The 13884-nt window shown below is 59.8% G+C and carries 16 protein-coding genes; 6 read left to right on the forward strand and 10 right to left on the reverse strand.

The window, feature by feature from the left end; all coding sequences use genetic code 11:
- Positions 1–33: 33 nt before the first annotated feature.
- From X750_RS140200 to X750_RS1000000166040, 4 genes are all read right to left on the reverse strand, one after another.
- On the reverse strand, positions 34–1371 hold the full coding sequence (locus tag X750_RS140200) for an HlyD family type I secretion periplasmic adaptor subunit (protein WP_023706916.1): 1338 nt from the start codon (positions 1369–1371) through the stop codon (positions 34–36).
- Positions 1372–1390: 19 nt separating this feature from the next.
- Complete coding sequence (locus X750_RS140195) at positions 1391–3064, reverse strand: type I secretion system permease/ATPase (protein WP_245271267.1); 1674 nt, start codon at positions 3062–3064, stop codon at positions 1391–1393.
- A 201-nt stretch (positions 3065–3265) separates the two neighbouring features.
- Positions 3266–6571, reverse strand: coding sequence for an Ig-like domain-containing protein (locus X750_RS0133615; RefSeq protein WP_023748448.1), 3306 nt, complete (start codon positions 6569–6571; stop codon positions 3266–3268).
- 10 nt (positions 6572–6581) lie between these two features.
- On the reverse strand, positions 6582–7055 hold the full coding sequence (locus X750_RS1000000166040) for a hypothetical protein (RefSeq protein ID WP_156932445.1): 474 nt from the start codon (positions 7053–7055) through the stop codon (positions 6582–6584).
- 1035 nt (positions 7056–8090) lie between these two features.
- On the opposite strand from X750_RS1000000166040, the gene X750_RS1000000167135 reads away from it, so the two are divergent.
- From X750_RS1000000167135 to X750_RS1000000167435, 3 genes are all read left to right on the forward strand, one after another.
- Positions 8091–8615: a hypothetical protein gene (locus X750_RS1000000167135; protein WP_023750889.1), complete on the forward strand. Its 525-nt coding sequence runs from the start codon at positions 8091–8093 to the stop codon at positions 8613–8615.
- An 18-nt stretch (positions 8616–8633) separates the two neighbouring features.
- A complete protein-coding gene (locus tag X750_RS1000000167140) occupies positions 8634–8858 on the forward strand; it encodes a hypothetical protein (RefSeq protein ID WP_023707394.1) in 225 nt (74 codons plus the stop codon).
- 673 nt (positions 8859–9531) lie between these two features.
- Positions 9532–9663, forward strand: coding sequence for a hypothetical protein (locus X750_RS1000000167435; protein ID WP_023707393.1), 132 nt, complete (start codon positions 9532–9534; stop codon positions 9661–9663).
- Positions 9664–9670: 7 nt separating this feature from the next.
- On the opposite strand, the gene X750_RS1000000166045 is transcribed toward X750_RS1000000167435, so the two are convergent.
- From X750_RS1000000166045 to X750_RS1000000167145, 6 genes are all read right to left on the reverse strand, one after another.
- A complete protein-coding gene (locus X750_RS1000000166045; protein WP_023707392.1) occupies positions 9671–9829 on the reverse strand; it encodes a hypothetical protein in 159 nt (52 codons plus the stop codon).
- A 451-nt stretch (positions 9830–10280) separates the two neighbouring features.
- Positions 10281–10487, reverse strand: coding sequence for a KTSC domain-containing protein (locus X750_RS140185; RefSeq protein WP_023748450.1), 207 nt, complete (start codon positions 10485–10487; stop codon positions 10281–10283).
- Positions 10488–10578: 91 nt separating this feature from the next.
- Positions 10579–10782 (reverse strand): hypothetical protein, encoded by a 204-nt coding sequence (locus X750_RS140180; RefSeq protein WP_156932446.1) that lies wholly within the window; start codon positions 10780–10782, stop codon positions 10579–10581.
- Complete coding sequence (locus tag X750_RS1000000167635) at positions 10763–11164, reverse strand: DUF3606 domain-containing protein (RefSeq protein WP_348524490.1); 402 nt, start codon at positions 11162–11164, stop codon at positions 10763–10765. The genes X750_RS140180 and X750_RS1000000167635 overlap by 20 nt, the downstream gene beginning before the upstream one ends.
- Positions 11100–11234: a DUF3606 domain-containing protein gene (locus tag X750_RS1000000167440; RefSeq protein ID WP_023748452.1), complete on the reverse strand. Its 135-nt coding sequence runs from the start codon at positions 11232–11234 to the stop codon at positions 11100–11102. Before X750_RS1000000167440 ends, X750_RS1000000167635 begins: the two co-directional genes overlap by 65 nt.
- A 118-nt stretch (positions 11235–11352) precedes the next feature.
- Positions 11353–11568, reverse strand: a complete 216-nt coding sequence (locus X750_RS1000000167145) for a DUF3606 domain-containing protein (protein ID WP_032904830.1) — start codon at positions 11566–11568, stop codon at positions 11353–11355.
- Positions 11569–11692: 124 nt separating this feature from the next.
- Here X750_RS1000000167145 and X750_RS1000000167150 point away from each other — a divergent pair, with 124 nt between their 5' ends.
- The 3 genes from X750_RS1000000167150 (at position 11693) to X750_RS1000000165075 (ending at position 13803) form a co-directional block, all read left to right on the forward strand.
- A complete protein-coding gene (locus X750_RS1000000167150) occupies positions 11693–11935 on the forward strand; it encodes a hypothetical protein (RefSeq protein ID WP_023707389.1) in 243 nt (80 codons plus the stop codon).
- 16 nt (positions 11936–11951) lie between these two features.
- A complete protein-coding gene (locus X750_RS1000000167155) occupies positions 11952–12272 on the forward strand; it encodes a hypothetical protein (protein WP_023707388.1) in 321 nt (106 codons plus the stop codon).
- 582 nt (positions 12273–12854) lie between these two features.
- Positions 12855–13803 (forward strand): IS630 family transposase gene (locus tag X750_RS1000000165075; RefSeq protein WP_156932447.1). Its coding sequence is split into 2 segments (ribosomal slippage): positions 12855–13307 and positions 13309–13803, totalling 948 coding nucleotides; the frame shifts between segments, so codons are not numbered across the junction.
- Positions 13804–13884 lie beyond the last annotated feature (81 nt).

Consider the following 13884-nt stretch of genomic DNA (forward strand, 5'->3'; position numbering starts at 1 on the left):
GAAAAAACGCGAATATGTTGGGCGCGAAGCTCGTTACTTCTGGCGAAACGCGGAGTGGAACGACACAGCCAGCGGGCCTAAAATGTAGTCCAGTGCGGTGCGTTCCTCGGTGACGATCATGACTGACGCCGGCATGCCCGGATAAAGCGCAATCTGTGGGGCCGCGGCCAATTCCGCGGGATCGACCGCTACGTCGGCAAGATAGTAGGGAAGCCCGGTCTTGCTGTCGGTGACGCGATCCGCCGAAATGCGGGTGACCCGTCCATGAATGACCGGTATCGAACGCTGCTTGTAGGACGTGAAGCGGACCTCGGCCGTCATGTCGGCGCGCAGGCTGGATATGTCCTCGACCTTCACCTGCGCCTGAACGATCAACGAATTCCTAGTCGGCACGATGTCCAGGATGGTCTGGCCGGGGGCGACGATCGCGCCGGTCGAGAAAACGGTGAGATTCATCACCTGGCCGTCATAGGGCGCCCGCACTTCGGCGCGGTCGACCGTGGTTTGCGCGGCGAACATTTTCGGTACCAGGTCGGCGAGGTTGGACTGGGCGTCGATCAGCATGGTTGAGAGTTTTGCGCGGCGCTCGTTGGTGAGCTGCGCAATCTGGCTTTCAAGCTCGGCCTTACTCTGGCGGTTTCCGGCTATATCGCCGAGAGTCTGGTCGATCAGGCCCTGCAGGTCGGAGGCGGAGCGGTCGAGCTCCAGGACACGCGTGCGCGTTGTCAGGCCGGCCTTCAGCAACTTGTTGAGGCCTGCCTTTTCGTCAATCGTCGACTTGAGCTGCGCACGAAAAGATTCGACGCGCGCCTGCTTTCCATCGATCTGCTCGTCGAGTTCGGCTATCCGTTTCTGCAGGATCTGCTTGGCACCGGCCATCGAGGCGCGCTGGCTCCCGAGGTCGGCAATTTGGTTGGCCATCGCGTCCTGCAGATAGGCCTGGTGCTCAGCGGTGATGTCCTTCGGAAAGGCGACTGCCTCATGGCCGTCGAGCTCCGCACGAATGCGGGCATCGGTAGCGCGCAACAACGCATATTGCTGCGAATAGAGGTTGAATTCGGAACGGGCGTGCGTGTCGTCGAGCACCACCAGCACATCGCCTGCCTTGACGATGTCGCCATCCTTGACGCGGATCTCCTTCACCGTGCCGCCGTCGAAGTGCTGGACGCTTTTGCGATTACCTTCCACCTTGACGACAGCGTCGGCGAGCACGGCGCCGTTCAGCGGAGCAAAAGCCGCCCAGCCGCCGAAGATGGCGAAGAAGGCAATGATGATCAGCAGGCCGACACAGGCCGGCACCCGGATCGAATCCGGGGCCAGGATACCGGTTTCGCCGGACAGGTTCCGGTAGGTGAGGGCGCCGTCGCTCATCGATCTCTCCGGCCACAGCTCATTGGGTTGCCACCGCCATTGGAGCCGCGCGCTGGTTGAGCAGCGCCACGATCTCGTTTCTCATGCCGAAGGCCTCGACGGCGCCATCGCGCAACAGAAGGATTTTGTCGACATTGGCCAAGGTCGAAGGCCGGTGCGAGACGATGATAACTGTGCTGCCGCGGCGCTTGAGCTCGATCGCGCACTCGCTCAGCGCGCGGTCGCCATCGGCGTCGAGATTGGAGCTCGGCTCGTCGAGAATGATCAGGTTCGGCGTCCCGAATACCGCACGAGCAAGAGCAATCCGCTGCCGATATCCTCCCGACAGCACTGCGCCGCCTTCGCCGATCTGGGTCTCGTAGCCCTGCGGCAGCCGAATGATCATCTCGTGAACGCCGGCGAGCCGCGCGGCGGCTATCACCTCCTGGTCGACATTGGTCTTGAAGCGGCCGATGTTGGCGGCGACCGTATCGGCGAAGAGTTCGATATCCTGCGGCAGGTAGCCGATGTGGTCGCCGAGCGCGTCGTGCCCCCACTGCGACAGGTCGGCCCCGTCCAGCCTGACGGTGCCGCGGCTGGGTTGCATGACGCCCGCGAGATGACGCGCCAGCGTCGACTTGCCGGCGCCGGAAGGGCCGACGATTCCCAGCGCCTCGCCTGCGTCCAGCCGGAATGATACGTCGCGGAGAAGCACTTTCTGCTGGCTGGCAATTGCAAAGCTGACCTGCTCGACCGAAATCTTGCCGGTGGGCTTCGGCAGGTTGAAAGATCTTTCGTTGAGCGCCCCCCCGTCGACCAGCTTCTCGACCCTTGCCAACGCCGCCCGGGCCAGGATCAGGCTGCGCCAAAGGCCGACGATCTGCTCGACCGGCTGTAGCCCCCGGCCCAGCAAGAGGCTCGCCGCAAACATGGTGCCGCCGGTGATCTGCCGCTCGATCACCAGATAGGCGCCGAGGCCGAGGATCAGCGACTGCATGGTGAGCCGCAGGAACCGGATCAGGCCGGACATCAGGGCGGCGCGATCGCTTGCCTCCGCTTGGCGCCGCAGCGCCAAGTTACGGTCGCGCCCCCAGCGGCGGATGAGACCGTCGATCATCCCCATGGCGCGAACGACTTCCGAGTTTCTGAGGCTCATTTCGGTAAAATTATAGTTGGTCGTCGCCAGGTCGTTGGCCTGCTTCAGCGGCGAACGCACGAGATACTCGTTGAGCACGGCCATGGCGATCAAGAGCAGCGAGCAGCCCAGCGCGAAGAAGCCGAGCCACGGATGCAGCAGGAAGATGATGCCGATGTAGATGGGTGACCATGGCAGGTCGAACAGGGCATGGATGCCGCTGCCGGTGATCACCTGCCTGAACGTATCGAAATCGCGGATCGGCTGGCTTTGCGAGGAGCCCGGCGATGGGGTTTCGACCGACGCGGCGAGGATCTTTGCCGACAGCAGCCGGTCGAGCCGCGCGCTGGCACGCGTCAGGACCCAGGCGCGCACCAGATCGAGGCCGGCCAGCGAAAGGAAGGCCGCCAGCAACACAAGGGTCAGCATCACCAGCGTGGTTTCGCTGCCGCTGGTGATGACCCGGTCGTAGATCTGCAGCATGTAAAGTGGGGACGCGAGATAGAGCAGATTGATCGCCAGGCTGAATGCCGCCGCAACGAGAAAATAGCGGCGGCATGCGCGAAGCGCGTCCTTCACAATCTTGGATTTGTTGTCGAGACTCAACTACCCAGCGGAAAACCGCCCCCCTGTCCACGCCCGGAACCGATACTACTCCTGATCCTTCGATCGGCCACGTGGTTCCCTTCCTATTCCTGCCGTAAACCTCAATTCGTAAGCTGAATCAGGAACCGGCAGCATGAGGAGAGCCGCGCCTGTCCGCGCGGCTCTCCTTTTGGTTCACATCACAAAGTCGCTCACTTGCACCACCGTCCTGCCGGTGCCGTCGTCGGCAAGTGTGAAGCTGTGGGCATCGTAGACGCCGAGCAGGTGGAGCGTGGCGTTGTGCGTGCCGTCCGAGACGGTCAACGTTCCTCCGGTGCCGTCGAGGTCCGCCTGATAGGCAGCGGACGTTCCGGTGCCGAACAGGATGTCTTCGAGGTTCACCTTGTCGTCATTGGTGATGCCGGCGATGCTTCCGCTGAAATCGAAGGAATCGTCCAGCTGCAATGTGCCGGCGGCATTCGCCGCGAACGTGACGTCGGTTGAAGAGGCCGCGCCGAACTCGAGCTTCGACAGATCGCCGATCGTGGCATCGCCGTCGCCAGTGACCTGGCCGTTGATGGCAATGTTGCCGCCATTGGCCCAGATCATGCCGGAATTCGCCAGGCCGCCGGTGATAGTAAGGCCGCCGGAGCCGGTTGCCTCCAGCGTTCCCGAATTGACGACGACGCTGCCTCCGGTGTCGATGACCAGCGCGTGGGAGCCGGTGGCGATGATGGTGCCGCTGTTGTCGAGGCTGAGCATCCCGCCGCCCAGCTGGCCGGAGCCCGAGATCGTGTTGTCGACATTGACCAGGGTGACGTCCGGCCCCGTGCCGGAGATGACGTTGGCGGCGCTGTCGGACAGCAGGATCTGCCCGCCACCCTGCAGGGTCACGCCATGCTGGATGACCTGTAGCAGCGTATCGCTGCCCATCGAGTCGAGCGAGATGAGGCCACTGTTGTTGATCGTGCCGCTCAGCGGAAGCAAGGCACCGTCGCCGATCGTCATGGTGCCTGAATTGTTGACCACCGGTGTCTGGTCGAAGACGAAATTACCGTCCGCAAGCGCACTCGAGTGCACGCCGTCGAGCAGGATCGACTGCCCGTCGCCAAGCGTGATCACCGCGTTGCCGTTGGCGTCGTCGGCCATATGCGCCTGGACGTCGGCGAAGCTCTGGAAGCCGGAATAACCGATCAGGTCGATCTGGTCAGCGGCCGCGTCGAAGCTGTGCACCGTGTCGTTGCCGATCGGCTGTGAGAAGACGAACAGGTCGTTGCCACTCGAGCCAGTCAGCACGTCGTCACCGGACCAGGCGAAGATCGGCGAGCCTGGCGCGTAGGCTTCGACATTGTCGGCGATCGACATGTTTCCCGTCGTGCCGTCTGCGTTGGTCCAGGTCATCGAGACGTCGAGCACGGCCGCCCCCGCGAAATCGGCAGGCGTGGTGACCGTCAACCCGTGCAGGTCGTTGGTCTGTATCGTCCAGCTTCCGTCGGCATTGTGCGTTGCACCGTCGATGGTCCAGCCAGAAGGCACGTCCTTCACCGTGACGGTGATGAGCGCACCCTCATGCGATGGATCGGTGAGGGCGAGATTGATAGGCTCGCCGGCGACACCGGCGGGCAGGGTGAATACTGGGCTCCCTATGCCGCCATGTCCGGTAGAATCTGTCCAGAATGACGACCCCGTACCGCTACTTATCACGCGAATAGTGTGCGACCCCGATCCAGACGCGTCCTTAAGAGCCAGCGTGTAAATGTCTTGGCCACCAGTCATCCCTACGTGAATGATCGGTCCATTGACAGTTGCTCCGACAATCTGGAGGTCGCTGAGGTCAAATCCTGTAACCGCTTCGCTAAATGTAAATGTAATCGTAGGTTTCGAACCGTTGTTGTCCGACGTTATGACCACTGTCGGCGGCGCGTCGGCGGTGTTGACGGTATAGTTGACTGAGTTGGTTGTGGCCGCTGGGGCATTACCCGCTGGGTCTTGCCAGGAAGTGCCGACGGCGATGACGTTGGTAGCATCATTGATCGACGCGATCGGTGTTAGAGTGGCCGTGAAGACCCTTGGATCGCCCGTGGGCGTTATTGCGCCCAAGGTCGCGCTGGTGGTGTCATAGGTAACGTCTGCCGCGGAGAAGTTCGACGGTACCTCGCTGAAGGTAAAGGTCGCCGTCGCGACATCGCCGGCCGTGAGCGCGGTGTCGTTGAGTCCAATGGAGACCGTCGGCGCGACGGTGTCGACCGTCATGCTCAGCTGCGTGGCGGCGGTGTTGTTGTTGCCCGCCGCGTCGGNGACCGTCGGCGCGACGGTGTCGACCGTCATGCTCAGCTGCGTGGCGGCGGTGTTGTTGTTGCCCGCCGCGTCGGTGAAGCCGCCGCCCGCCACATTGACAGTGGCGGGGGGGGGGCTGCCGGGGGGGGGCGTGAAGTCGGCGGTGTAGCTGGTGCCGCTGCCGGCAAAATTGCTCAGCGTGCCGCCGGCGACGGCGACGTCGTCGCTGCCGAAGCTGGTCGACGCCTCGCTCAAGGTGAAGGTCAGGTGCGCGACATCGCCGATCTTCAGGGCGCTGTCGTCGGTGCCGATCACGACCGTCGGNCTCAAGGTGAAGGTCAGGTGCGCGACATCGCCGATCTTCAGGGCGCTGTCGTCGGTGCCGATCACGACCGTCGGGTTGGCGGTATCCACAATGACCGTGTCGGAGCCCGCCGCGCCGAGGTTGCCGGCAAGGTCGGTGTAGCTGTTTGCCGTCACAGACACCGAGCCGGTGCCGGCGAAGCCGTCATTTGCTATAAACTTCGCCGTATAATGCGAAGCATCAATCTTCACAAAATCAGTCAGCGTGCCATTCATTGCCGTAACATCGGCAGAATCGAAGCCCGTCACGGGACCAAGAAAAGTGAAGGTCACGACCGAGTTGTTGTCACCATCATTTAAGGAAGGGTCGACAATATTTACGGAGACAGGAACTTGCCCGGCGCTATCGAGAACGACGACCCGCTCGATCGCGGAGACCTTGAGGTTGATCGTGGCGAAGGTAAATTCTGCCTGACCTGCTTGGCCGGTATTCGTGTTCGAGTTCGCGGCAATGAAGGCACGAAACTGAGCAAGTTCGGTGTTAAACGCGGTCATGAATGACGTGTTGGCTAGTTGATCATTGCTTAGATAGATAGCGAGCGTATCGATCTCGGCAGTGCCTTTCGCAGCATTGCCGTTACCGCCGTCGTAGGTGTCGTAGCCGGAAAAGGCTGTTTGTCCGACGGTTGTCCCTGTGCCGTAGACTTGGCTACCAAACTTGTACTGATTTTCCCACGCGCGATAGATGAGCGTGTCCGCTCCCGATCCGCCCAGGACCGTGTCGAAACCACTGCCTCCATCGAGCGTATCGGCGCCTGAACCGCCATTCAGGCGATCGCTTCCGGCACCGCCCAAAAGCACGTCGTCTCCACTACCGCCGACCAGATTGTCGTTGCCGCTTGTACCAGTTGCCGTTGCCATACCCCGTCCCCTATCTCGCTAGTTGTTCTTGTCGATCGAGAAGTGCCGACATTGACCTGCCGCTTGCAGCGGCGTCGCTCAAAAATTGTGAACCTATGAGGGCAAGTTCGCCTTCGCCAACAAACGGCTTGATCCTGGGCGAGAGCGCCGGACCAAATGAGTTCGCATCCAGACCAATGGCATGTGTACCAATGCCAAACGCCCACGCTCGCGAGTCCGGCAAACACAGCTTGATGCCTGCTGAATCTGCGCAGGCAACAGCGGGCTTCTTCGGATCGGTCGAGGCGGAAAACTCATCATTCGGAGAGCAAAGTGTGATTTCGGCCAGATCGCAACTCGACCCATCGAGAGATATAATGGTCAGAACGGTGGAAATGGGGACGGGCGCATTTTCGGCTAAGCGGTAGGTATAGTCTCCGCCCTGTGGCGTATCGGGAAGCAACGTCGACATTCCGTCGGCGTTTATGATTTGAGAAGCAGCCATTATAACCCCCTTACTCATACACAGATGCCCCCACATCCGTTTACCGACCGCACTGAAAAGACAAAGCACTCGCTATCAAAACTCATAGACTTCGTCAGCCCACCAAACCGCCGCTATGTTACGCCTTGCGAACGGCTGACTCAGCAGTACCGTTTACGGATGGCGGCTCGATGTTGATGATGATGATGATGTTGCGACGAGATTGGTCGTCGCGCTGCGTCTCCCCATTGCGTCGGCAAACTCGTCGGCTGCCGATCATGTTTTTAAGAAAATGCTTATATTAGGCGATTATTAACTCTTCCGAGGGGGAGTCGTCAACATTCGACTAGCGTGACAGTTAACAGTCAAAATAAAACGTGCACGGAACCGGCTGCGGACCGCCTTCCAGAAACGCATGCCTCAGCGAGGGGAATGTGTAGCAGCAACGGCCGATCTCATGGACAATTGCGTTTCACTGTGTCGGTTGCTGTAACCTGAGAAGGTCCCAAGAGTCCGAATTTCCGCACCTTGGCCTTGTCTTTCGATCAGGAAGGGCAGGGATGGTCTGATTTCGATGCATCGTCTCCGGTAGGAGAGGTAATTAGGCGCGAGCAATATCCGGTTTCGATCATTCTCAGGCCGGCTCGAATTGTCCTGGAAGTCTTAATTGGCATCGAGAAGGTGATGAGGCTGCCCGTCAAGGATCTGCTCCAAGCAGTTATCCAAAACCTCACGAATCTTTTGGAAAACGCGGCGGCTGAAAAGGCGGGAGCAATCCAAAATGGCCGGCACACTGATCTCCTTCAAAATTGCCGATATTGCGCGCGGATCAAGAGCGCACGCTAAGGCAACATGGAGCCTGGCAGGTTAGAAATAGATCCGGCGACGGGCAAGATCGTGGTCATCGCCGCTACACATACGAGCGAACCGGAAAACCCCGTCGACCAGTATATAAAAAATCATGCGCGTTCGTCTTAAGGGGCTGAACAGCCGCGCCAAACAACTCGCCGACGGCAGCCTCGTCACCTACTAGTGGGCTTGGAAGGGCGGGCCACCTTGCCTGGCAAGCCTGGAGATCCCGAATTCATCGCAGCCTACAAAGCTGCCGCCGCGACCAAGGCCAAGCCGCGCCAGGGCGTGCTGCTGTCCGTGCTGAATGAATTTCAGGCCAGCTCGGATTTGGATGACCTGGCGCCGCGCACGCAAGCCGACTATGTCAAGCTGATCAAGGTTATCGGAAAGAAATTCGGTGACTTCCCGCTGTCGGGCATGAGCGACCGCCGCACGCGCGGCATCTTCATGGAGTGGCGCGACGAGCGCGCCAAGGCATCGCGCCAACAGGCAGACTATGGCTGGCAGGTGCTGGCGAGGATCCTGTCCTGGGGACACGGTCGCGGCCTTGTGTCAGCCAATCCTTGCGAGAAGGGCGGGCGCCTCTATCGCGGCACCAGGGTGGCTAACGTCTGGTCTGCCGCCTACGAGGCCGCATTCTATGCCAGCGCTCCCGCGCACCTGCATCTGCCGCTCACACTGGCCTTGTGGACCGGCCGGCGCCAGGGCGACCTGCTGCGGCTCACTTGACAGCAGTATGACGGCAAGGTGATCCGCCTGCAGCAATCCAAGACCGGAACTCGTGTGGTCATTCCCGTCGGAGGGCCGCTCAAGGCTGCGCTCGAGGCGTTGCGCGACAAGGTCGGGCAGATACTTTTGAACAGCGACGGCGTGCCATGGACCTCAGATGGCTTTCGATCATCGTGGCGCAAGGCCTGCGCCTCGGCCGGGGTGGTCGGAGTGACCCTAAATACATTCGCGGGACTGCTGTAACGCGCCTGGCGCTCGTCGAGGCCTGGGTGCCGGAAATCGCAACGATCACCGGCCACAGCCTTCCTCAACCGAGATCCGGCGCTCGGCGAAAGCGCCATCCGCAAGCTCGAAACGGGAACAAAAATTACCGACCGTGCGTCCGACTGACACGAAATGTTCTAATGATCAAACGGAAAAATCGCTTTCTGGGGAACCTGGATTCGAATCATAGCTGCAGGTCACGTCGCACCTTTACCGGATAGCCGTCGGCATCCTTGCGCTTGTCGAACTGCTTGGCGCGGCGATTGCAGCGGCATCGAAGTAGTCTGCCGGCCAGCGAACTTCACCGGAGGGCAGGGTGCGCTTGCGGACTTTAGCCATTCCTATTCCTCGCGGTACTTTGGATTAGGTTGCGTGGTGTGGGAGCGAGCTTGCCAGACCGGATAGCGTTCCGCCTCTTTCGCCAACTCTCTATCATTTCTTTCCGCGACGCTCCGATGGCCTCGAAAACCTCTTGGCCGATGGGGACGTCTCCGGAGGCGTATTCATTCGCAAGCTTGATTGCTTCGCCTAACTTTGGATTGTTGGCGAATGGCGCAAGTTCAACGAAAAGATTGAACAGGTTATCCAGACCGGAACAGTGCCGACTAACGGTTAATGTCGGCAGTGTCCCGAATCATGATTGGCTGGAGCGATGGCGGTACTGGCGTTCGATCTTGTCTATTTTTCCGGCCTGACCCTAGGCGACCTGCTGGGCAGCGTCATTTCGTTGCTGGCGTGTTTGGTGCTCTACAACGTTTTGGCTACGGACCGCCCGAACCGATAGGTCGGGTCTAACCCGCGTTCGCCATTCCAAAGCCAAGGCCCAGGCCGATTGCGACGCCAAGGAACAGCTTGCCGGCCATGTCGATGCGCGAAGGCGCATACAGGGCGCCATGCGTCTGTGCGGGCGCTCTGAGGCCGTTGCCGACGTCATCGAAGATCGTTTCCATCGGTCGAGTCTCCGAATCTGTGAATCCTCTGTTTGATCCGTCAAAGTCTAACGATCAGGGAAGCGCCATGAAAGCACGTGCAGTAACGGTTGATTCAACCATTGCTGGTATAAGTGTGGGGTGGGTGGCGGCTCCGACAGCTCGGGGGTGGAACTGAGTGCCGAAGCCGCCTGCGCAGCCAAGGTTGGGGTTTGACCGCGCCGTCCTATTCTGGGACAGCGCGGTCAACGATTCGTTAAAATTTTCCGGACCTAATTAAGTCGGTGCTAATTGCGCCCTTTGGCCTTTTTGGGTCAGCCGGGAACATCCCCGCTCCGAGGCTGTTCGGTCACACCCGGCTCGTTCTCAGCGGTCCCTGCCGGTGACCAAGATGGCCCCTCACTCATCATGGTCGGCCCGCGCTCGGAAGCAGGCGCGGGCCATCCCTGCACAAACCCGGCGTCTCCAGATGTCAGCGCCCTGGCGCGAGCCGGACTGCATAACGATTGCGGATGTGCCTGTTAAAATAGACGCCCTTAGCAAAGGCAGCTTTGAACGCAGCAACGGCCTCAGCAGGTACGTCCAAAAACTCGTAATGCTTCCCGCTTGCCACAAACCAGACGGAGAGAACCCTGGTGTTCGGGTCATAGTCGAACTTGCGTATCGAGGTCGACGGCATGGTATGCCATTCAAAAACTCAGCNCCCTGGTGTTCGGGTCATAGTCGAACTTGCGTATCGAGGTCGACGGCATGGTATGCCATTCAAAAACTCAGCTAGCCGAGTTGGCTGAAACTGTATTCGAATTGTGGCCGCGCTTTTCGTCGGCAACCCTGATCCAGATGGGCTCGCTGGTGCGCAGAGTGATGTCGCGCTCTGTCGCTTCCCGCGCCGCCCTGATCGGCGTTGTCGCGTGGACGATGTGGGTAGCCGTCACGGTATCGCCGTCCATTTCCTCAACGTGGTATTTCGGCACTTTTGGTCCTAAGCGTCCAGTTCGAGCGGCTCGTGCTCCGGATCGGCATGATAAGTGACCTGGCGAAAATCGCGCATATCGATCTGTTGACCGCAAACAGGCAAGGAAGGAAATGCGCGAGTTCGCTCGCGGGCGGGCCTTCATGTCGGTGGCCGATCAGTGGTCTGCCGAGATCAGATAGCCTGGTCATTGTTTCCGCAGCGCCTTGGCTACCCGCTCCAAAGTCTCGCGTTGGTTGCCCGTGCTTCGCGATCAGCTCTTTGACCTGCTGGGGTGTGATGCCGGTCTTTGTTGCGAAATATTCAACTTCATAATCCTCATCGGCCGTGNAGCTCTTTGACCTGCTGGGGTGTGATGCCGGTCTTTGTTGCGAAATATTCAACTTCATAATCCTCATCGGCCGTGACACGGTCCCGATCACGAAAATCCCGCTTGCTCTTGTCGTCGGCCATATCGATTCATCCTTCGCTCATCCCGCAACGTCGAGTTGACGTGTTTGTTGCACCAAAAGGCTGATTTCCGGCTTCGGAACCATTTTTACTTGGTCTTATTGAATCGCCGGAGGGTGGGTCAGTGCATGCGTTTGAAGTTCATCGAGCCGTTGATGCCGACCCTTGTGGAGAAGCCTCCCGAGGGTGAAGGCTGGACNCCGTGCTTCGCGATCAGCTCTTTGACCTGCTGGGGTGTGATGCCGGTCTTTGTTGCGAAATATTCAACTTCATAATCCTCATCGGCCGAGACACGGTCCCGATCACGAAAATCCCGCTTGCTCTTGTCGTCGGCCATATCGATTCCTCCTTCGCTCATCCCGCAACGCCGAGTTGACGTGTTTGTTGCACCCAAGAGGCTGATTCCGGTTTCGGAACTATTTTAGCTTCATCTTATTGAATCGCCGGAGGGTGGTCAGTACATGCGTTTGAAGTTCATCGAGCCGTTGATGCCGACCCTTGTGGAGAAGCCTCCCGAGGGTGAAGGCTGGACCCAGGAGGTCAAGTTCGACGGCTACCGATCGCAGATGATCATTGATGAAGTCGGCACACGCATTTATACGCGCAATGGCCACGCCTGGACGGCGAAATATCGCGACCTGGTGAGAGAGGCAAAGCGCCTTGGTGCCGAAGCGCCATTGTCGAGGGCGAGATCGTCGTTCTGAATGACAGCAGCACGACTTGTATTTTGTTGCCTTTGATCTGCTTCATCTTAACGGCCACGATCTGCGCGATAAGGCGCTAGAGGAGCGGCGCGAGATCCTGGCCAGCATGATCGAGCCCGGCGGGCGTATTCAGTTCAGCGAGCCCCTGCCGGGGGAAGCCAAGGCCATCTTTCACTTGCTCGACAAGGCCGGACTTGAAGGCATGGTCTCGAAGCGGAAGGACAGCAAATACCGACGCGGTCCGTCGACCAACTGGCTGAAGGCCAAGTGCTATGCGATCGACGATTCGATCTGCTCGGCGTCGAGCGTGAAGCGGGCAAGCCGGCTTTCACTCTAATGGCTGAGCGCGGCACCGGGCGTTATGTCTGAAGCGCATTCGTCACCTTGAACCGGGAAATGCGCGAGAGGCTATGGAAACGCGTCCAGGAGCACTCAGGCACGGCGCCCAAGGGCATCATGAAGCGGCCGGCCACGAAGGGTTGTCCTTAGGAAAGCTGAGGACGGGCAGGGCGCAGGCTCGAGCATCGTGATCGGGTTTTACATCGGCGGGTCGCGACGTTGGAACCACTTCGCGGATTGAACGTTGCGAGCGGATGATCAGACGATTTGCCTACGCCCTTATCCTCGTCCAAGTATCTATGGCTACTGCGCTCGCCACGCAAGTATTCCTGTCGACCGCAGACGAAGCCGGTAACGCAGAACGCTCGCTTGCGACGGCGTCAAGCGAAGATCAGGGATGCGCCAAGGCGATGTGGCCCAATATTCCGGAACGATGTCTGCAGCGAGCCGAGCCTAAGGTGGTTACGCTCGTCCTCAGCCAAAACAACTAGAGCAGTTCAGATTTTGACTGAATCTGCGGGATTCCCGTGAGAGTGGTTTTGTGATTCAAGATGCTGGCTGGATCGGAGGCCAGCATCAGATGACGGCTCCCCTTTCGAACGATCTACGTGAGCGTGTTGTTGGCGCGATCGAGGCTGGCGAGAGCTGCCGCTCGGTGGCGGCTCGTTTTGGCGTGGCGGTTTCGTCGGCGGTGAAGTGGTCGCAGCGCTATCGGGCGAATGGGTCTGTGGCACCGGGTAAGATGGGCGGCCACCGCAAGCGTGTTCTGGAGCCGCACCGGGCGTTCATCGTGGAACGGATCAACCAGACGTCGCATCTGTCGCTGCATGGGCTGAAGGACGAACTTGCGGCGCGCGGTGTGAAGGTCTCGCACGACACGGTATGGCATTTCCTGCGGCGCGAAGGATTGCGGTTCAAAAAAACGCTATTCGCCCTTGAGCAAGCTCGCGCCGATGTTGCCCGCCTACGACAACGCTGGCGTTCCTGGCAGGCGGGTCTCGATCCGGAACGGCTGGTATTCATCGACGAAACCCTGGATCAAGACCAACATGGCACCGCTGCGCGGCTGGGGACCATGCGGCAAACGCCTGCGCGGCTTTGCTCCGCACGGCCACTGGCGCACGCTGACCTTCCTCGGCGCCCTGCGGCTCGACCGTCTTGCTGCCCCTTGCGTCTTCGATGGACCGATCAACGGCGAGAGCTTCCGGGCCTATGTCGAGCAGCAGCTCGTGCCAGTGCTCCAGCCCGGCGACATCGTCGTCATGGATAATCTTGGCTCCCACAAGTCGGCCGCCATCCGGCAGATGATCCGCGCCGCAGGCGCCAGGCTTTGGTATCTGCCGCCATACTCGCCCGACCTCAACCCAATCGAGCAAGCCTTCGCCAAGATCAAACACTGGATGCGAGCCGCCCAGAAGCGAACCATCGACGACACCTGGCGACACATCGGCCACCTCGTATCAACCATCCAACCCAATGAATGCAGAAACTACTTCGCAAACGCTGGATACGCTTCTGTCAAAATCTGAAACGCTCTAGGTGTTTGATCCCAGGCTTTGATGGCGCATACTTTTCGTCCGAATCAAAGGATGCGCTATGGGCCAGGTTCT

Source organism: Mesorhizobium sp. LNJC391B00 (genome assembly GCF_000502535.1).
Lineage (GTDB): Bacteria > Pseudomonadota > Alphaproteobacteria > Rhizobiales > Rhizobiaceae > Mesorhizobium.

Bases quoted from the DNA above. Each gene is read 5' to 3' on its own strand.
- X750_RS1000000167150 (WP_023707389.1), top strand. From the start codon at position 11,693: ATGCGTTTGAAGTTCATCGAGCCGTTGATGCCGACCCTTGTGGAGAAG.
- X750_RS1000000167435 (WP_023707393.1), top strand. From the start codon at position 9,532: ATGGCGGTACTGGCGTTCGATCTTGTCTATTTTTCCGGCCTGACCCTA.
- X750_RS140200 (WP_023706916.1), bottom strand. From the start codon at position 1,371: ATGAGCGACGGCGCCCTCACCTACCGGAACCTGTCCGGCGAAACCGGT.
- X750_RS1000000166045 (WP_023707392.1), bottom strand. From the start codon at position 9,829: ATGGAAACGATCTTCGATGACGTCGGCAACGGCCTCAGAGCGCCCGCA.
- X750_RS140185 (WP_023748450.1), bottom strand. From the start codon at position 10,487: ATGCCGTCGACCTCGATACGCAAGTTCGACTATGACCCGAACACCAGG.
- X750_RS1000000166040 (WP_156932445.1), bottom strand. From the start codon at position 7,055: ATGGCTGCTTCTCAAATCATAAACGCCGACGGAATGTCGACGTTGCTT.